The 17332-nt window shown below is 69.0% G+C and carries 17 protein-coding genes; 5 read left to right on the top strand and 12 right to left on the bottom strand.

Translation table 11 applies throughout. The features are described from left to right. The first annotated feature begins 28 nt into the window (after positions 1 to 28). Positions 29 to 901 (top strand): KPN_02809 family neutral zinc metallopeptidase, encoded by an 873-nt coding sequence (gene ypfJ / locus KF707C_RS04050; protein WP_004420247.1) that lies wholly within the window; start codon positions 29 to 31, stop codon positions 899 to 901. 127 nt (positions 902 to 1028) lie between these two features. On the opposite strand, the gene KF707C_RS04045 is transcribed toward ypfJ, so the two are convergent. From KF707C_RS04045 to KF707C_RS04025, 5 genes are read right to left on the bottom strand one after another with little or no spacing between them, the layout of a single operon-like run. Beyond that, complete coding sequence (locus KF707C_RS04045) at positions 1029 to 1367, bottom strand: endonuclease domain-containing protein (protein WP_004420249.1); 339 nt, start codon at positions 1365 to 1367, stop codon at positions 1029 to 1031. A gap of 29 nt (positions 1368 to 1396) precedes the next feature. Continuing rightward, positions 1397 to 2032 carry an HAD family hydrolase gene (locus tag KF707C_RS04040; RefSeq protein WP_004420250.1) on the bottom strand — a complete coding sequence of 212 codons (636 nt, stop codon included), beginning with the start codon at positions 2030 to 2032 and terminating at the stop codon, positions 1397 to 1399. A 48-nt stretch (positions 2033 to 2080) separates the two neighbouring features. Beyond that, positions 2081 to 2950: an acyl-CoA thioesterase II gene (gene tesB, locus KF707C_RS04035; protein ID WP_004420253.1), complete on the bottom strand. Its 870-nt coding sequence runs from the start codon at positions 2948 to 2950 to the stop codon at positions 2081 to 2083. 32 nt (positions 2951 to 2982) lie between these two features. Beyond that, entirely contained in the window at positions 2983 to 4587 is a 1605-nt protein-coding gene (locus tag KF707C_RS04030) for a SagB/ThcOx family dehydrogenase (protein WP_004420255.1), read from the bottom strand. Beyond that, entirely contained in the window at positions 4584 to 5144 is a 561-nt protein-coding gene (locus KF707C_RS04025; RefSeq protein WP_004420256.1) for a GNAT family N-acetyltransferase, read from the bottom strand. The genes KF707C_RS04030 and KF707C_RS04025 overlap by 4 nt, the downstream gene beginning before the upstream one ends. A 68-nt stretch (positions 5145 to 5212) precedes the next feature. Here KF707C_RS04025 and KF707C_RS04020 point away from each other — a divergent pair, with 68 nt between their 5' ends. The 4 genes from KF707C_RS04020 to KF707C_RS04005 all read left to right on the top strand — a co-directional run bounded on the left by KF707C_RS04020 (position 5213) and on the right by KF707C_RS04005 (position 9078). After that, the gene (locus tag KF707C_RS04020; protein ID WP_004420258.1) at positions 5213 to 6130 is read left to right on the top strand and encodes a histone deacetylase family protein; all 918 of its coding nucleotides are present in this window, start codon (positions 5213 to 5215) and stop codon (positions 6128 to 6130) included. A 141-nt stretch (positions 6131 to 6271) separates the two neighbouring features. Further along, positions 6272 to 7504, top strand: coding sequence for a TIGR03862 family flavoprotein (locus KF707C_RS04015; RefSeq protein WP_004420259.1), 1233 nt, complete (start codon positions 6272 to 6274; stop codon positions 7502 to 7504). 107 nt (positions 7505 to 7611) lie between these two features. Then, complete coding sequence (locus KF707C_RS04010; protein WP_036991281.1) at positions 7612 to 8610, top strand: response regulator; 999 nt, start codon at positions 7612 to 7614, stop codon at positions 8608 to 8610. 3 nt (positions 8611 to 8613) lie between these two features. Further along, the gene (locus KF707C_RS04005) at positions 8614 to 9078 is read left to right on the top strand and encodes a PAS domain-containing protein (protein ID WP_004420263.1); all 465 of its coding nucleotides are present in this window, start codon (positions 8614 to 8616) and stop codon (positions 9076 to 9078) included. Here the strand turns inward: KF707C_RS04005 and KF707C_RS04000 are convergent. From KF707C_RS04000 to KF707C_RS03970, 7 genes are all read right to left on the bottom strand, one after another. After that, positions 9075 to 10541 carry an aldehyde dehydrogenase family protein gene (locus KF707C_RS04000; RefSeq protein ID WP_004420264.1) on the bottom strand — a complete coding sequence of 489 codons (1467 nt, stop codon included), beginning with the start codon at positions 10539 to 10541 and terminating at the stop codon, positions 9075 to 9077. The genes KF707C_RS04005 and KF707C_RS04000 overlap by 4 nt on opposite strands. 19 nt (positions 10542 to 10560) lie before the next feature. Then, positions 10561 to 11373: an ABC transporter permease gene (locus tag KF707C_RS03995; RefSeq protein WP_004420265.1), complete on the bottom strand. Its 813-nt coding sequence runs from the start codon at positions 11371 to 11373 to the stop codon at positions 10561 to 10563. Next, positions 11373 to 12284, bottom strand: a complete 912-nt coding sequence (locus KF707C_RS03990; protein WP_004420268.1) for an ABC transporter permease — start codon at positions 12282 to 12284, stop codon at positions 11373 to 11375. The genes KF707C_RS03995 and KF707C_RS03990 overlap by 1 nt, the downstream gene beginning before the upstream one ends. 107 nt (positions 12285 to 12391) lie before the next feature. After that, positions 12392 to 13537, bottom strand: coding sequence for an ABC transporter substrate-binding protein (locus KF707C_RS03985; protein WP_004420269.1), 1146 nt, complete (start codon positions 13535 to 13537; stop codon positions 12392 to 12394). Positions 13538 to 13630: 93 nt separating this feature from the next. Further along, the gene (locus tag KF707C_RS03980) at positions 13631 to 14749 is read right to left on the bottom strand and encodes an ABC transporter ATP-binding protein (RefSeq protein ID WP_004420271.1); all 1119 of its coding nucleotides are present in this window, start codon (positions 14747 to 14749) and stop codon (positions 13631 to 13633) included. Between the two features lie 223 nt (positions 14750 to 14972). Continuing rightward, on the bottom strand, positions 14973 to 15797 hold the full coding sequence (locus KF707C_RS03975; RefSeq protein WP_004420272.1) for a response regulator transcription factor: 825 nt from the start codon (positions 15795 to 15797) through the stop codon (positions 14973 to 14975). A gap of 208 nt (positions 15798 to 16005) precedes the next feature. Next, positions 16006 to 17325: a DEAD/DEAH box helicase gene (locus KF707C_RS03970; RefSeq protein WP_004420273.1), complete on the bottom strand. Its 1320-nt coding sequence runs from the start codon at positions 17323 to 17325 to the stop codon at positions 16006 to 16008. Between the last annotated feature and the right edge of the window lie 7 nt (positions 17326 to 17332).

The following is a 17332-nucleotide window of genomic DNA, read 5'->3' as shown; positions in this document are numbered from 1 at the left end:
GTCACGCAGCCGGAATGGGAGAGGGATCATGCGCTGGCAACGGGCCCGTCGCAGCGAGAACGTGGAAGACGCCGGAGGCACGGGCGGACGCGGCATGCGCCTGGGCGGCGGCAAGGGCCTCGGCCTTGGCGGCATCGCCATCGTGGTGGTGGTGGCCCTGCTGATGGGCGAGGACCCGCTGCAGATCCTCGGCGAAATCACCCAGCAAGGCGCGTCCATCCATCCCCAGCAACAATCGGCCATGCCCACCGGGACGCCGGAGGAACGGGAGTTCGTCAGCGCCATCCTCGGCGATACCGAAGACACCTGGCGCGCCATCTTCCAGGCCGCCGGCCGCCAGTACGACGACCCGAAGCTGGTGCTCTTCAATGGCGGCGTGCAGTCGGCCTGCGGCTTCGCCTCCTCGGCGGTGGGCCCCTTCTACTGCCCGGGCGACCGCAAGCTGTACCTGGACCTGGACTTCTTCGAGGAAATGGCCAGCCGCTTCAAGGCCGCGGGCGACTTCGCCCAGGCCTACGTGATCGCCCATGAAGTGGGCCACCACGTGCAGACCCTGCTGGGCGTCTCCGCCAAGGTCAACGCCGCCCGCCAGCGCGGCGAACCGGTGGAAGGCGCCGATGGTCTGCTGGTGCGCCAGGAGCTCCAGGCCGACTGCCTCGCCGGCGTCTGGGCCTACCACGCCCAGCAACGCCTGAACTGGCTGGAACCCGGCGACCTGGAGGAAGCCCTGAACGCCGCCAACGCCATCGGCGACGACCGCCTGCAACGCCAGTCCCAGGGCCAGGTGGTACCCGACTCCTTCACCCACGGCACTTCGGCCCAGCGCGTGCGCTGGTTCAAGGTGGGGTTCGAGAAGGGTCAGGTGGGGCGCTGCGATACCTTTTCGGCGGGGCGGCTGTAGGGCTCACCCCTCTCCCCCCGCCCTCTCCCGCCAGCGGGAGAGGGGGCCAGCATCGGGGCTCGGCTAGGCATTTTTCCAGGCACGAACCACCCCCTCTCCCACCTGTGGGAGAGGGCTGGGGAGAGGGTCAACCCGGCGTGAACACCGCACGCCAGATCACCTCAAGCACTGTGTCCGTCTCGCCCAGCACGTCATGGTTCCAGAAGCGCAACACCCTGAAGCCCTGCGCGACCAGCCACTCATCACGCTCGAAGTCCCTTTCCGGCTGTTCAAGATGCTGGCCGCCGTCCAACTCGATGACCAAGCGATGCTCGATGCAGACGAAGTCGACGATGTAGCGCCCAATGGGCTTCTGCCGCTTGAACTTCAAACCGTGGAGCCTGTGCCCTCGCAGGTGATACCAAAGATGGCGCTCGGCGTCGGTCATGTTGCTGCGCAATTCACGCGCATAGCGTTTCAGGTTCACGGAGCCTCCTTGCTTATCTTCCCTTCTCGCTAGCGGGAGAGGGCGCCAGGATCAGCGTTCGGCGCACCATCACGGCTCCGGACGATGCCCAGCAACTCCCCACAATCCCGCACGAACCAGTCCGTCAGCTCCGGCCAGGGATTCTCCGGCAGGTTCACCAGCACGGTGCCGGCGCCCGCCGCGCGGCCGCAGTCGAGGTCGAAGCGGTAGTCGCCCACCATCACCAGTTCGCGGGGCGTGACCTGCCAGCGCTCGGCCAGATGCAGCAGGCCGCCGGGATGGGGTTTGGGCGGGGCTTCGCCACGGCCGAGGATGTCCTCGGTGGCGAAACAGCCGTCGAGGCCGATGGCCGAGAGGGTCAGCAGGGCCAGCTCGTGGGCGTTGCGGGTGAGGATGCCCAGTCGGCAGCCGCGCCCATGCAGGTCGCGCACCAGCTCGATGGCGCCGGGCGCGGGTCGGGCGTTGCGGGCCAGCTCGCGCTCGTGTTCCAGCAACCAGGCGTGCTTGGCCGCGGCCTCGGCCTCGGGAAGCGCCGCCAGGTGATGGAGGATGTCGTCCTCCGGGGGAATGTCCAGGGCCACGCGGATGGCGTCGAAATCATGGACCGCGAGGGTGAGGGTGCCGTCCATGTCGAACACCCAGTGGCGATACTGCGCCAGGCTCATGGTGAATCTCCAACCGAGTCGAGCGCCCGAGCCTACCCGATCCGGCCGTTACTTCCAGTCCTCGCGCAGCCGGGTCAGGCCCTCCTGGGCCACCGAGGCCACCAGCTGGCCGGCGCGGTTGAAGATGCTGCCCCGGGAGAATCCACGGGAATTGCCGGCCCAGGGGCTGTCCATGGCGTAGAGCAGCCAGTCGTCCGCCCGCAGGTCGCGGTGGAACCAGAGCGCGTGGTCGAGGCTGGCCACCTGCATGAACTTCTGCCACACCGAGACGCCGTGGGGCAGCATCGAGGTGGTCAGCAGGCCGAAGTCCGAGGCGTAGGCAAGGATGTACTTGTGGATCGCGGGGATGTCCGGGAGGCTGCCGTCGGCGCGGAACCAGACGTACTTGACCGGCTCGCCGGGACGCGGGTCGAAGGGGTTCTCCAGGGTCACCGGGCGGATCTCGATGGGCTTGGCGCAGAGGAACTTGTCCCGCACCCGCTCCGACAGCAGATGGGCGCTCTGGCGCGCCAGCTCCAGTTCGCTGGGCAGGTTTTCCGGCCCCGGCACCTCGGGCATGGCGAGCTGGTGCTCGAAGCCGCCTTCGTCCTGCTGGAAGGAGGCGCTGCAGGTGAAGATCTGCTGGCCCTTCTGGATCGCGGTGACCCGGCGAGTACTGAAGCTGCCACCGTCCCGCACGCGCTCGACGGAGTAGACCACCGGCAGGCTGGCGTCCCCCGGGCGCAGGAAGTAGCCGTGGAGGGAATGCACGTGGCGCGCGGATTCCACCGTCTGGCTGGCCGCCGACAGGGACTGGCCGAGCACCTGGCCGCCGAATAGCTGGCGGAAGCCGAGGTCCTGGCTGACGCCCCGGAACAGGTTCTCTTCGATGGATTCAAGGCTCAGCAAGGCGACCAGTTCGTCGAGGACCTGGGTCATGAATCACTCCTCCGCAAGGCAGCCGCCCCGGGTCATGGCCGGGGCGGTCTTCGTAGATCAGGATAGGCTGGCAACGTGGTCAGGCGCTCATCCCACTGCGCCCGTCCGAGGGTGAAATGGTAAAGGCTTTGCCAGCGGCTGTCGGCAATTTCCAGCAGTTCATGAACCGAATCGTCGAAATAGCAGCCGATACCGGTGCCCGAGAGACCCGCCGCTTCCGCTTCCAGGTAGAGCACCTGGCCGATCGCCCCGCACTCCCGGTAGAGCTGCGGGTAGGCCCAGGCGCCCCGCTCCAGGGCGTCGTCGAAGCGGGCCAGCATGGCCAGGGCGACGCAGCCGTCGGCGGCGATGTCCTGGCCGCAGGAAAGAAAGCCCGCCAGGCCCCGGGCGTCGCCCTCCAGCAGGCGATAGAGCGGCAGCGACCCGCTCACCCGCTCCCAGAGAAAATCCGTCCGCAGGCCCTCGCGCAGCTCGGCGTCGGCCGCCGCGCCACGGGCCAGCCAGTAGAGGCCGGGGGCCAGGCCCTGGACGCGGTGGACGAACAGCAGCAGGTCCACCTGCGTGCCCCCCAGGCTGGCGAAAGGCACCGGCGACTGCTCCGGCATCAGGCGTCGCAGCCAGGCCAGCAGCAACTCCGCCTGGATGCCGCTGCGGCCGTCCATGGACTGGGCGCTGCGCCGCCGGTGCAGCAGCGGTCGCAGGGGCAGGCCGGGGTTGTCCAGCACCTCGGGGGCCGCTGGGGCCACCCAGTCGGCCAGGGGCCGGCGCGGGGTTCGACAGTGGCCGTGGACGCGCTCCAGTTCCGGCCAGTGGCGTTGCTCCCGGGACAGCCGATTGGGCACGCCCGCCAGCTCCAGCGCAGAGATGCCGTCCAAAAGTGCCGGGGCGAGGGGGAACTCCCGCGCCTGGGGCGGACCTATCCACAGCAGCAGATCGCCGAACTCGCGCTCGACGAAGCCTTCCCGGTCCAGCCCCAGCAGCCCGTCCAGCGTCGTCTCCGCGACGCCCTCCAGCACCCGCAGCTGCCAACCCAGGGCCGCGGCGGCGATGGCCAGCGCCGCCAAGGCGTGGCCCAGGTCGTGCTGGCAGTAGCGGTAGGCGCGTTCGCCGTACTTCCAGGCCTCGCGCCAGGGAATGCTGGCCAGGCCCAGGAGGAAACCGCCCGGTGGCAGGGCGTCCGTCAGTTGCGCGGCCAGGGGCGACGGCAGCTCGGCGCGGATTTCGAGGCTGTGGATATCCGGCGCGTAGTGGGCCAGCGAGGCGCCCTCCTCCACGACCCCGGCGGGCAGCAGCAGGTAGGCCTCGGTGGGATGCAGGTTGCCGGAGGACGGGTTGACCCGCAGCGCCCAGCGACTGCCGCCGGCCTCCTTCCAGGCGGAAATCGCCAGGCTGTCGTAGAGCAGTTGCGACAGGCTGGCGCGGTCCAGCGCCGCCGGACGGCCCACCGGCCCCGCGAACACCGCGTCGTAGGCGGGCGTCTCCTCCAGCGGGCGATGCCAGAGCTCCAGCGCGCGGGCCCCGGCGTAGCGGCGGAAGGGCGCCGGCTGGGTGGCCCAGTCCAGCTGGCCGGGGCCGGGCGCGAAACGGTCCGGCCGGTGCTTGCTGAGTGCGTGGTAGGCGCGCACGAGGTCGCTCACTGCAGGGCCTCCCACTGGGCCCGGCCAAGGCGGTAGAGCCGATGCGGGCGCAGGGCGTGCCCTTCCGGCAGGCGCGGGTGCTCGAAGTCCCCGTCACCGTCCCGTTGCATGCCCAGCCGCTCCATCAGCGCCTGGGACGGCAGGTTGGCCGGCACGGTGAAGGCCACCACTTCCGCCAGGGGCAAGCGCTCGAAGGCGAAGGCCAGGGCGGCGCGGGCCGCCTCGCAGGCCAGCCCCTGGCCCCAGTAGCGGGGCAGGAAACGCCAGCCGATTTCCACCGCCGGGGTGAAGGGGGCGTCGAAGTTGACGTTCTGCAGGCACAGCACCCCGACGAAGGCGCCATCGGCCCGGTCCTCCACGACCCACTGGCCGAATCCGTGGTCCTCGATGTGCTGACGGATGCGCGCAGCCAGGGCATCGCTCTCATCGCGACCGAGGCAACCAGGGAAGTGGCGCATCACCTCCGGGTCGGCATTCAGCGCGGCGAAGGCCGCCAGGTCGTCGTCGCGCCAGGTGCGCAGGCGCAGGCGTGGGGTTTCCAGGTCGAGGCAGGGCATTGTCGGTCTCTTGAGCGCGGCGGGATCGGCCCATCATACTGCCGCCGTAACTCCGCCGAGTGCCCCCGATGTTCCTGCCGCTGGTCTACCACGACGACTACAGCCCGCCTTTCCCGGCGGAGCACCGCTTCCCCATGGAGAAGTTCCGCCTGCTCTACCGGCATCTCCTGGACAGCGGCCTGACCACCGACGCGCGCCTGCACCGGCCGGATATCTGCCCGCCCGAAGTCCTGGCCCTGGCCCATTGCCCGGACTACATCCGGCGCTTCGCCGAAGGCGAGCTCAGCCGCGAGGAACAACGCCGCCTCGGCCTGCCCTGGAGTCCGCCCCTGGCCCGCCGCACCGTGCGCGCGGTGGGCGGCTCGCTGCGAGCGGCGGAGCTGGCGCTGGAACACGGCCTGGCCTGCCACCTGGCCGGCGGCACCCACCACGCCCATTACGACCATGCGGCGGGCTTCTGCATCTTCAACGACCTGGCGGTGGTCAGCCGCTACCTGCTGGAGACCGGCCGGGTCCAGCGGGTGCTGATCTTCGACTGCGACGTCCACCAGGGCGACGGCACCGCGCGCATCCTGGCCGATACGCCCGATGCCATCACCGTCTCCCTGCATTGCGAGAAGAACTTCCCAGCGCGCAAGGCCGAAAGCGACTGGGACATCCCGCTGCCCATGGGCCTGGGCGATGCCGAATACCTGCAGGTGGTGGAGGACGCGCTGAACTACCTGCTGCCGCTCTACCAGCCGGACCTGGTCCTCTACGACGCCGGCGTGGACGTGCACAAGGACGACGCCCTGGGCTACCTGCAGCTCACCGATGCCGGCGTGGCGGCCCGCGACGAGACGGTGATGCGCCATTGCCTGGGGCGGGACATCCCGGTGGTGGGGTTGATAGGCGGTGGCTACGACAAGGACCGCGCGGCCCTGGCCCGGCGACACGGCATCCTCCATCACAGCGCCGGACGGGTGTGGAAGGACTTGGGCCTGTAGGCGCAACCCACCCGGACATTCGCCGGCAAGCCGGCTCCTGCGGCCCGATGGGTAGCCCCCATCACAATGGAATCAACGAGTTTCAGAGGCTCGCGGTCCGGTAGAATGCGCCCCTCCGCCACTCCCGCCCGACCTGCCCACATGAATGACTCCTCCCCTTTCGTCGCCGTGATCGGCGGCGGTCCCGCCGGCCTGATGGCCGCCGAAGTCCTGGCCCAGGGCGGCGCGCGGGTGGCCCTGTATGACGCCATGCCCTCGGTGGGGCGCAAGTTCCTGCTGGCCGGCGTGGGCGGCATGAACATCACCCACTCGGAGCCCAAGGCTCCCTTCCTGGGCCGCTACGGGGCGCGCCGGGATGCGCTGGCGACGCTGCTGGAGGACTTCGACGCCGACGCGCTGCGGGCCTGGATCCATGGGCTGGGCATCGACACCTTCGTCGGCACCTCCGGACGGGTCTTCCCCACCGACATGAAGGCCGCGCCCCTGTTGCGGGCCTGGCTGAAACGCCTGAAGGACCAGGGCGTCACCCTCCACACCCGGAACCGCTGGCTGGGTTGGGACGAAAGCGGCGCCCTGCGCATCGCCGGGCCCGAGGGTGAAACCCGGGTCAAGGCCGACGCCTGCGTGCTGGCGCTCGGCGGCGGCAGCTGGGCGCGCCTGGGCTCCGACGGCGCCTGGGTGCCCCTGCTGGAAGCCCGTGGCGTGGCCATCGCCCCGCTGCAGCCGGCCAACTGCGGCTTCGAAGTGGATGCCTGGAGCCCGCTGCTCAAGGAGAAGTTCGCCGGTGCGCCGATCAAGCCCGTGGCCATGGGCCTCGAGGGCGAGCCCCTGCGCCAGGGCGAGTTCGTCCTCACCGCCGGTGGCATCGAGGGCAGCCTGGTCTACGCCCTGTCCTCCGCCATCCGCGAACGCATCAACGCCAGCGGGCGCGCCACCCTGCACCTTGACCTGCAGCCGGGCCAGAGCCTGGAAAAGATCACCCGCGCCCTGTCGCGGCCCCGGGGGTCCCGCTCCATGGCCAAGCACCTGCACAGCCAGCTGGGCCTGGATGGCGCCCGCGCCGGCCTGCTGCGGGAGCTCTCGGCGAAGGACGACTTCCTCGATCCCGCCCGCCTGGCGGCGGCGATCAAGCGCCTGCCCCTGACCCTCGTCCGCCCGCGCCCCCTGGACGAGGCCATCAGCTCCGCCGGCGGCGTGACCTTCGAGGCCCTGGATGCCGGGTTGATGCTCCAGGCGCTGCCCGGCGTGTTCTGCGCCGGCGAGATGCTGGACTGGGAAGCGCCCACGGGCGGCTACCTGCTCACCGCCTGCTTCGCCAGCGGCCGGGTCGCCGGCCGGGGCGCGCTGGACTGGCTGGCCGCGCACCGCGGCTGAGCGCCCTCCGGCCACCCCGTGCGGGGCCGTTGATCGCCGCGCCCGTATCCCCGGCGACCGGGCCAGCGTCTATGCTTGCCTGAGCCCAGCATTTCCGGTGCCCCAACGTGATACCCCTTCTCGTCTGCGACGACTCGACGATGGCGCGCAAGCAGCTGATCCGCGCCCTGCCGGCCGAATGGCCCGTGCGTATCACCCAGGCCAGCCACGGCGAGGAAGCCCTCGACGCCATTCGCCAGGGCCTGGGGCGGGTGGTCCTGCTGGACCTGACCATGCCGGTGATGGATGGCTACCAGGTGCTGGCGCAGCTTCGTGCCGAAGGCCTGACGGCCCAGGTGGTGGTGGTTTCCGGCGATGTCCAGGACGAGGCCCAGCGCCGGGTCCGCGAACTCGGCGCCCTGGCCTTCCTCCGCAAGCCGGCCGATCCGGAGGAGCTGCGGGCCACCCTGCTCGGCCTCGGGCTGCTGGCACCCGTCCCGGCCGGCGTCCCTGCCACGCCAGGTCCCTTGCCCGAACTGAAGGTCAACTTCCGCGACGCCCTGCGCGAGGTGAGCAACGTCGCCATGGGCCGCGCCGCGGCGCTGCTGGCCCGGGTGCTGGGGGTGTTCGTGCGCCTGCCGATTCCCAACGTGAGCCTGTTCGAGGTGAGCGAACTGCAGATGGCCCTGGCCGACGCCCAGCGCGGCGAGCGCTTGTCCGCCGTATGCCAGGGCTTCATCGGCGAGGGCATCGCCGGCGAGGCGCTGCTGCTCTTCCATGACACCGAGAGCGCCGAGGTGGCGCGCCTGATGGATGTCACGCCCCGGGGCGACACCGACCAGGCGGAGATGCTCCTGGACCTGGCCGGCATCCTCATCGGCGCCTGCCTGGCCGGTTTCGCCGAGCAACTGGATATCCGCTTCTCCCAGAGCCATCCCCGGCTGCTGGGGCAGCACAGCTCTGTCGAGCGCCTGCTCAACCTGAACACCCGCCGCTGGCACAAGACCCTGGCGGTGGAGATCAGCTACGAGATCGAGGACCGGGAGCTGCATTTCGACCTGCTGCTGCTCTTCACCGAGAGCTCGGTGGCGCGCCTGACCCAGAAGATCCACTACCTGATGGACTGAACCATGCCGGCACAGATCGACCTCAAGGAACTCCACTGGCTGCTGGACATCGTCCAGTGCCTGGATGTGGGCGTGGTGGTGCTGGACCGCCAGTGCCGTATCGAGGTGTGGAACAGTTTCATGGAGAACCACTCGGGCCTGGGACCCGACCAGGTCCATGGCCGCGAACTCTTCGAGGTGTTCCCGGAGATTGACCGCGGCTGGTTCCGGCGCAAGCTCGACATCGCGCTGCAACTGGGCACCCGTGCCTTCAGCCTGTGGGAACAGCGCCCTTACCTGATGCGCTTCGAGAACTACCGCCCCATCACCGGCGAAGAGGACTTCATGTACCAGAACATCACCCTGCTGCCGCTGGCCGCCGCCAGCGGCGAGGCCGAGCGGGTGTGCCTGCTGGTGGAGGACATGACCGAGGTGGCGCGGCTGAAGCGGCAGCTGGCCGAGGCCGGCCGGGTACCTCCAGCACCCTAGAGGTACCAGCCCCAGGGCTCGGCGCTGCGGTACTCGGTCACCTGTTTCACTTCCAGGTAGTTGTCCAGGCCCCAGCGGCCCAGCTCGCGACCTATGCCGCTCTGTTTCATCCCGCCCCAGGGCGCCTGGGTGAAGGTGGGCTGCGAGCAGTTGACCCAGACGATGCCGGCCCGCAGGCCGTTGGCCACCCGCGCGGCCCGTTCGAGGTCGGCGCTCATCACGGCCGCGGCGAGGCCGAAACGGCTGTCGTTGGCCATGCGCAGGGCCTCGGCCTCGGTCCTGAAGCGCTTCACGCAGAGCACCGGACCGAAGATTTCCTCACGCCAGATGAGGCTGTTCTCGCCGGGCTCGTCGAACACCGTGGGCTCGACGAAATAGCCGTGGGACAGGTGCGCGGGACGCTTGCCGCCGGTGAGCAGGCGCGCGTCCTGGCGCCCCTGCTCGATCATGCCCATGACCTTCTGCAACTGGCCGGCGCTCACCAGCGGCCCCAGCAGCACGCCACGCTCCAGGCCCGGCCCGATGGTGATGCGCCGGGCTTCCTCCACCAGGCGCTCCAGCAGTCGCTCGGCGATGCCCTCCTGCACCAGCAGGCGCGAGGTGGCGCTGCAGACCTGGCCCTGGTTCCAGAAGATGCCGAACAGGATCCACTCCACCGCCGCCTCGACATCGGCGTCGTCGAAAACGATGAAGGCGGATTTGCCCCCCAGCTCCAGGCTGACGTTCTTGATGTCGGCGGCAGCCGCCGACATGATCTTCACCCCCGTGGGCACGCTGCCGGTGAAGGCCAGCTTGTCCACGCCCGGGTGCTGGCTGAGGGGACCGCCGGCCTCGCCGCCGAGGCCGGTGACCACGTTGAGCACCCCCGAAGGCAGGCCGATGCGCTCCGCCGCCCCCGCCAGTTCCAGGGCCGTCAGCGGGGTCAGCTCGGAGGGCTTGAGCACGCAGGTGGCGCCCGCCGCCAGGGCCGGGGCGACCTTCCAGGCGGCCATCAGCAAGGGGTAGTTCCAGGGAATGATCTGCCCGGCCACCCCCACCGGCTCGTAGCGGATGCGGCAGCTGAAGCGCTCGTCCGGCAACGCCAGGGGCTCGTCCTGGCGAGCGTCCAGCTCACGCGCCAGCTGGGCGTAGTAGCGGAAGCAGCCGATGGCATCGGCGATGTCCCACTGGGCTTCCGGCAGCGGCTTGCCGTTGTCCCGCACCTCCAGCACCGCCAGGGCGTCCTGGCGGCCTTCCAGTTCGTTGGCCAGGGCGTCCAGCCAGTCGCCACGCTCGGCCCCGCTGCTCTGCCCCCAGCCCCGGTTGAACGCCTGCCGGGCGGCGTGCACGGCGTGGTCGATGTCCTCCTCGGTGGCGGCGGGCACCCGCTGGATCAGGTCGCCATTGCTGGGGTCCAGCACGTCGAAGTAGCCGCCCAGGTCGGGACGGACCCATTGCCCGTTGATGTACAGCTGGTCACGCATGGTTCTGCTCCATGGGCGCTCAGGCGCCGCTGCGACGGTTCTGCAGGTGGCGGGAGGTGAACAGCAGCGCCAGGGAGACGCAGATGATCACCGTCGAGATGGCGTTGATCTCCGGGGTGATGCCCCGGCGGATGGACGAGAAGATGTAGATCGGCAGGGTGGTTTCGGAGCCGGCGACGAAGAAGGCGATGATGAAATCGTCGAAGCTGAAGGTGAAGGCCAGCAGGAAGCCGGCGAGGATGGCCGGGGCGATCTGTGGCAGCGTGACCCGCAGGAAGGTGTCCAGGGGCGGCGCATAGAGGTCGGCGGAGGCCTCCAGCAGGGCCTTGTCCAGGGCCTCGACGCGGGTGCGGACTATGACCATCACCAGCGCCATGGTGAACAGGGAATGGGCGGCGATCACGGTGAACAGGCCCATGCGCAGCCGTGGCAGGCCGGCGCCCAGCAGCAGGTCCAGCAGCGGGTTCATCACCTCGAACAGGCTGATGAAGGCGATCAGGGTGGCGATGCCGATGACGATGCCGGGAATGATGATGGCGCAGTAGGTCAGGGCGTCGAAGAGCATCCGCACGCGCGGGCCCACCCGCTGCAGGCCGAACACCGCCAGGGTGCCGAAGACGGTCGCCAGCGTGGCCGAGCAGAGGGCGATCAGGGTGCTGGTGCCCAGGGCCTCCATGATGAAGGGGTTGTCGAAGGCGCGACCGAACCACTGCACCGAACAGCACTGGAAGGACAGCGCGCTGCGCCCGGCGTTGAAGGAGAACAGCACGATCAGCGCGATCGGCGCATAGAGGAACAGGTAGAGCGAGGTGGAATAGCTGCGCAGCCACATCAGAGCATCCCCTCGGTGCCGCGCTTGCCGTAGCGCGCCACCAGCTTGAGGTAGAGGGCGATGATCAGCAGCATCATCGCCACCAGGGTCATGGCCACCGCGCTGCCGAAGGGCCAGTTGCGCGATTGCAGGAAGAGGTCCACCAGGGCGTTGCCGACGAAGAACACCTTGCCGCCGCCGAGGATGGCCGGGATCAGGAACTCGCCCATGAGCAGGATGAACACCAGCATGGCGCCGGTGATCACCCCCGGCGCGGAGAGTGGCAGGGTCACCCGGCGGAAGGTCTCGAAGGCGCTGGCGCCCAGGTCGGCGGAGGCCTCCAGCAGGCGCTTGTCGAGCTTCTCCAGGCTCACGTAGATGGGAAACACCATCAGCGGCAGGTAGCCGTAGACGATGCCGATCAGCACCGCCGTGGGGGTGTTGATCAGCCGCACGTTCTCCAGCCCGACCATGGCCAGCAGGGCCGGCAGGCCCTTGCCACCGAGGATGAAGATCCAGGCGTAGGTGCGGATCAGGAAGCTGGTCCAGAAGGGCACTATCACCAGGGTCAGGAGCAGGGATCGGTTGCGCTGGACCTTCACCGCGAGGAAGTAGGCCAGCGGGTAGGCCGCCACCAGGCACACCAGGGTGCCGAGCGGCGCCAGCACCAGGGTGTTGGCGAAGGCCTTGGCCCGGGAGCCCAGGTTCAGGTAGTTCTCCAGGGTCAGCGCCGCGCTGTAGCCCCCCACCGGGCTCCGCTCCCCCAGGCTGAAGACCAGGATGATCACCAGCGGCAGCAGGAGCAGCAGCAGGAACCAGAGGGTGGACGGCAGCAGCAGGAGCAGCGTGACGCGCCGGCCGAGGCTGCGGCTTTCTGGCGGCGCGGCCCGGCCCGCATCGGCCGGCGCGGGGGCGCTGAGGGCGACGTGCATGGAAGAGTCCCTACGGTTCATGGAAGCAACCAGGGTAGGAGCGAGCGCTGCTCGCGAATGCGGAATCGCGCTTCGCGGGCAGCCCGTTCCTACAGGAGCATCGCCCGTCAGGCCGCCTTGAAGCGGGCCATCAGTTCCGCCCGGGCCGGGCTGGTGAGGGTGGCGGCGGCGCCGAACTCCAGGGCGCTGAGCAGGTCGGCGGCCGGGTACATGATCGGATCCTCCAGCATCGCCTTGGGCAGCAGCGCGTCCACCCGCTTGTCGCCGCTGGGGTAGCCGTGGGCCTCCACTTCCCGCTTGTTCACTTGCGGGTCCAGCAGGAAGTTGATGAAGGCGTAGGCCGCGTCACGCCGCTCCGCCCCCTTGGGAATGGCGAAGAAGTCGCTCCACAGCTCGCCGCCCTCGCGGCCCAGCACGTACTGCATCTGCGGCAGGTCGCGGTGCAGCTGGGAGGCGTCGCCGGTCCAGCACATGGACATCCAGGCGTCGCCGCTGCGCATGGAGGGCTGGTAGTCGGAGTTGATGGCGAACAGGTGTGGCTTGACCTCCAGCAGCAGTTTCTCGGCGTCGGCCAGCTCCTTCGGGTCGAGGGAATTGAAGCTGTAGCCGAAGGCCTTGAGGGCGTTGCCGATGACAGTCAGCTGATAGTCGTGGACCATCACCCGGCCGTTGGCCTCGCCCTTGGCCAGCTCCCAGAACTCCTTCCAGGTGCTGGGGCGGGCCTTGATCTGCTCGCTGTCGTAGACGAAGCCGGTGGTGCCCCAGTTCTTCGGCACCGCATAGACCTTGCCGTCGACTATGCCCTGCTCCATGAAGCGCTTTTCGTAGGCGGACTGGTCGAAGTTGGGCAGGCGGGCCAGGTCCAGGGGCTCGATCAGGCCCAGCTCGACGTAGGTGCTGATGGTGTAGTTGGTGGGGACGAAGACATCCCAGCCACTGCCACCGGCCTGGAGCTTGGCGAGCATTTCCTCGTTGGAGCCGAAGACGTTCATCTGCACCCGGGCACCGGTCTGCTCGGCGAAGGCGGCGAAGTTGCCGGCGTTGTGGTAGTTCGGCCAGGTGGCCAGGGTGACGCGGTCGCCGATGCTGCCCTTCTCGGCGGCGAAGGCGCGGTTGCCGGCGAGCAGGCCGGGCATGTTGGCGGCCATCACCGCCATGGCCAGCCCGAGGCCGGTCTTGCCGAGGAACTCGCGACGGCTGATGGAGCCGTTCTGCCAGCTGCGCAGTTGCTTGATGAAGTCTTTCCGATCCATTGCTGCCACCTGCCTTTCACCTGTTGGTTGTGCTTGTCCGTTCCGTACTGCGGTCGATGCGCTTGAAACCTTCGCGGCAGCGGCGCTGCCACGCTACAACGTCATTGCCAGGCCGCTGGCCTGGTCCCAGCCGATCCGAACCGGCGCGCCATGCTCGAAGGCCGAGCGCTCCGCCAGCCCATGGCGCGGCACCCGCACGCAGACGATGCCGAAAGGCTCGGTGCGCACGCGGTATTCCGTCAGGTTGCCGAGGTAGATGCGGTCCACCACCTGGCCGGTCAGGCTGATTTCGCGGGCCAGCGACTCGGCGTCGGCGCCGATGGCGATGAGTTCCGGGCGCACCGCGATGCAGCCGGGTTCGGCGGCCTTCAGGGCCGGGCCGGTGGGCGTCTGCGGGCTGGCCAGTTGCAGGCCCTGGGCGGTCTCCAGCAGCACGCGGTTGCCGTCGACACGGCGCACGGTGCCGTCGAAGAGGTTGGACTCGCCGATGAAGTCGGCCACGTAGCGGCTCGCCGGGGTTTCGTAGAGCTGCTCGGGGCTGGCGCTCTGCAGGATGCGACCGTCCTGCATCACGCTGATGGTGTCGCTCATGGACAGCGCCTCTTCCTGGTCGTGGGTCACCAGCACGAAGGTGATGCCCACTTCCCGCTGCAGGCGCAGCAGCTCGGACTGCATTTCCTTGCGCAGCTTGCGGTCCAGGGCCGCCAGGGGTTCGTCCAGCAGCAACACCGTGGGCTTGTTCACCAGGGCGCGGGCCAGGGCCACCCGCTGCTGCTGACCGCCGGACAGCTCGTGGGGCTTGCGCTGGCCGAAGCCACCGAGGCGCACCATCTCCAGCGCGTCCTCCGCCAGGCGACGCTGCAGGGCCCTGTCGGGACGCGGCTGTCGGTAGCGCAACCCGTAGGCGATGTTGTCCAGCACCGAGAGGTGGGGGAACAGGGCGTAGCTCTGGAACACCATGTTCACCGGCCGCTGGTGCGCCGGCACCCCCGCCACCGAACGGCCTGCCAGCAGCACCTCGCCTTCGCTGGGCTGTTCGAAGCCGGCGATCATCCGCAGGGTGGTGGTCTTGCCGCAGCCGGAGCTGCCGAGAAAGGAATGGAAGGCACCGCGCCGCACCGCGAAGTCCAGGCCATCGACGGCGGTGACCGCACCGTAGCGCTTCACCACCTGGCGGAACTCGATATCGAAGGTCTCGCTTGCATCGCTCACGGCCGGCCCCTTCTGGCAGCTGCTCCTGACTGATGGCAACAGGCTAGCCAGGGGGCTTTTGGGCTGTATATATCCCTCGGGGGATAGGCCGGGAACTCCACAGAAACTGTGGAGCGCTCTGTGGATAAGTCGTGGGCACCCACGCGCGGCGCCGATGGACGCTGGGGCGGAAAAGATTGATCGGTTATTGACCAGCCCCGTCTTATCGCCAACCGCGATAAATCTAGACGGCCCTGCGCAGGGGCTCCGGTTCGTCCCGCTGCCCCGCCAGTTCCCGCACGAACAGCCCGAGCAACTCGGACTGGCTGCCGATGCCCAGCTTGGCGTAGAGGTTCTTGCGGTGGATCTTCACCGTGCCCGGGCTGATGGCCAGGTGTTCGGCCACCGAGGCGCTGGAGTGGCCGCGCAGGAGCATCTGCACCACCTCCTGCTCACGGGCCGTCAGCACATGGGCGCCGAACTGGTCGAAGGCCTCGCGGATCTTGTAGTCCAGGTCCTGGGCCGGACGCGGGGACTGGGCGCGCGCCAGTTGCCAGGCCTCCCCCACCACCTGCTCCACCACCGGCTGGGCGCAGTCCAGCAGGTGCATCTCGTCACGGCTGTAGGCCGGGTTGCGGGTGCTGCGCATGAGCGAAAGTACCGCCTTGGCGCCTTCGGGCAGGTCGATGAAGAAGGCGATCTCCTCGGTCAGTCCGGTCTGCTGGTAGTAGGTGAGGTAGTAGTCGCCCAGGTAGAAGTGGTCCGGGGCGAACTGGCGCAACCGCCAGAGTCCGGGGGCCTGGTTGCGGGTGCAGGCGAGGTAGAAGGGGTCCAGCAGGTAGGGGCCGACCTGGTAGTCCTCCACGTAGATATGCCGCTTGTCCGGCGGGAAGGTGTCAAAAAGCGCCAGGGGCCTGTGGTTGCCTTCGTAGACGAAGAGGACGAAGTGATCGACGGTGCAGATCTGCTGCAGCCACTGGCTGAGGCCGAGCAGGCGGGGCCGGCCGGCGGGTTGGGCGAGCAGGTGGGCGACACCGGTGGTCCAGTGTTTCAGTTCCTTGTGGCGCATGGGGAGAGGGCCTGCGGGGTTGGGCTGCGCTTCATTCACTATAGGCGTTCAGCATTTCGCACAAAAATGCAGGAACTGAGCCAATATCCTGAATGCCCTGCTCCCCCCTCTGCCAAAGGGGTGCCAGCGCGCCGCCCTGCCCCGGCTTCCCGCGCCCGCCCCGGAAAGCGTCACCCAATGCCACAAAAGGGTGACACCGGGGTGCGGGTCAGCCCTTCTTCGCCTTGCCGAAACCCGGTGCCTTGCGCACCGCCTTCACCTTGGGCTTCTCGCTGTCGATCCAGCGCCCCAGGGACGCCCCCTTGCCGGAGGCCGGCTGGGACTCCTTGGGCTTCTTGGGTTTCTTCGGCTTCTTCAGGATGGCGCCGGTGGCATCGGTCTGCGGCACCCGGTGATCCGGGACGAAGCCGGGCTCATCGCGGCGCTGCAGGGTCTGGCGGGTCAGCACCTCGATGGCGGAAAGCAACTGGACCTCGTCGGCGCAGACCAGGGACACCGCCTCCCCCGTGGCACCGGCGCGGCCGGTACGGCCGATGCGGTGCACGTAGTCCTCGGCGACTATGGGCAGGTCGAAGTTGACCACCAGGGGCAGGTCGTCGATGTCCAGGCCACGGGCGGCCACGTCGGTGGCGACCAGCACCTGCACCTCGCCGGCCTTGAAGCGTTGCAGGGCGCGCAGGCGCGAAGGCTGCGGCTTGTCGCCGTGGATCGAGTCGGCGGCCAGGCCTCGGGCCTGCAGTTCGTCCACCAGTTGGTCGACGCCCTTGCGGGTCTTGGCGAAGACCAGCACCTGGCCCCAGCCACGGTCTTCCAGCAGGTGCAGGAAGAGCTCGGACTTGCGCTTCTTGTCCACCGGGATCAGCCACTGGCTCACGCTCCTGGCCGCCGCGTTGCGCGGACTGACCTCGATGGACAGCGGGTCGCGCAGAAGCTCGCGGGCCATCTGGCGAATGGCGTCGGAGAAGGTGGCGGAGAACAGCAGGGTCTGGCGCCGGCGCGGCAGGGCGACGAAGAGCTCATCCAGCTCGCGGGAGAAGCCGAGGTCGAGCATGCGGTCGGCCTCGTCCAGCACCAGTGCCTGGAGCTGGCCGAACTTCACCGCGTTCTGCCGGTAGAGGTCCAGCAGGCGGCCCGGGGTGGCGACGAGGATGTCGATGCCCTTGCGCAGCTTCATCATCTGCGGGTTGATGCTGACCCCGCCGTAGACGGCGTAGTGGCGCAGGGGCAGATGCTGGCCGTAGACCCGGAAGCTCTCGTTGACCTGCTCGGCCAGCTCGCGGGTGGGCACCAGCACCAGGGCGCGGATGGAGTTGGCGGCGACCTGGGGGCCTTCCTGGGTGAGCTTCTGCAACAACGGCAGGGCGAAGCCGGCGGTCTTGCCGGTGCCGGTCTGGGCGGCGGCCATCAGGTCGCGGCCCTTGAGCACGGCGGGTATGGCCTCGGCCTGCACCGGGGAAGGGGTCTGGTAGCCGAGGGCCTCGGTGGCGCGCAGCAGGGGTTCGATCAGGCCGAGGGAGGCGAAGGTCATGTAGGCA

Source organism: Pseudomonas furukawaii (genome assembly GCF_002355475.1).
GTDB classification, from domain to species: domain Bacteria; phylum Pseudomonadota; class Gammaproteobacteria; order Pseudomonadales; family Pseudomonadaceae; genus Metapseudomonas; species Metapseudomonas furukawaii.
This window is presented reverse-complemented; position numbering and strand designations above follow the sequence as displayed.

What these genes read in the sequence shown, in the direction of transcription:
- KF707C_RS03985 (WP_004420269.1), bottom strand. Translation starts at nt 13,537, where the DNA reads ATGGATCGGAAAGACTTCATCAAGCAACTGCGCAGCTGGCAGAACGGC.
- KF707C_RS03975 (WP_004420272.1), bottom strand. Translation starts at nt 15,797, where the DNA reads ATGCGCCACAAGGAACTGAAACACTGGACCACCGGTGTCGCCCACCTG.
- KF707C_RS03970 (WP_004420273.1), bottom strand. Translation starts at nt 17,325, where the DNA reads ATGACCTTCGCCTCCCTCGGCCTGATCGAACCCCTGCTGCGCGCCACC.
- KF707C_RS04000 (WP_004420264.1), bottom strand. Translation starts at nt 10,541, where the DNA reads ATGCGTGACCAGCTGTACATCAACGGGCAATGGGTCCGTCCCGACCTG.
- KF707C_RS03995 (WP_004420265.1), bottom strand. Translation starts at nt 11,373, where the DNA reads ATGTGGCTGCGCAGCTATTCCACCTCGCTCTACCTGTTCCTCTATGCG.
- KF707C_RS04005 (WP_004420263.1), top strand. Translation starts at nt 8,614, where the DNA reads ATGCCGGCACAGATCGACCTCAAGGAACTCCACTGGCTGCTGGACATC.
- KF707C_RS04015 (WP_004420259.1), top strand. Translation starts at nt 6,272, where the DNA reads ATGAATGACTCCTCCCCTTTCGTCGCCGTGATCGGCGGCGGTCCCGCC.
- KF707C_RS04020 (WP_004420258.1), top strand. Translation starts at nt 5,213, where the DNA reads ATGTTCCTGCCGCTGGTCTACCACGACGACTACAGCCCGCCTTTCCCG.
- KF707C_RS04040 (WP_004420250.1), bottom strand. Translation starts at nt 2,032, where the DNA reads ATGAGCCTGGCGCAGTATCGCCACTGGGTGTTCGACATGGACGGCACC.
- tesB (WP_004420253.1), bottom strand. Translation starts at nt 2,950, where the DNA reads ATGACCCAGGTCCTCGACGAACTGGTCGCCTTGCTGAGCCTTGAATCC.
- ypfJ (WP_004420247.1), top strand. Translation starts at nt 29, where the DNA reads ATGCGCTGGCAACGGGCCCGTCGCAGCGAGAACGTGGAAGACGCCGGA.
- KF707C_RS03990 (WP_004420268.1), bottom strand. Translation starts at nt 12,284, where the DNA reads ATGCACGTCGCCCTCAGCGCCCCCGCGCCGGCCGATGCGGGCCGGGCC.
- KF707C_RS04025 (WP_004420256.1), bottom strand. Translation starts at nt 5,144, where the DNA reads ATGCCCTGCCTCGACCTGGAAACCCCACGCCTGCGCCTGCGCACCTGG.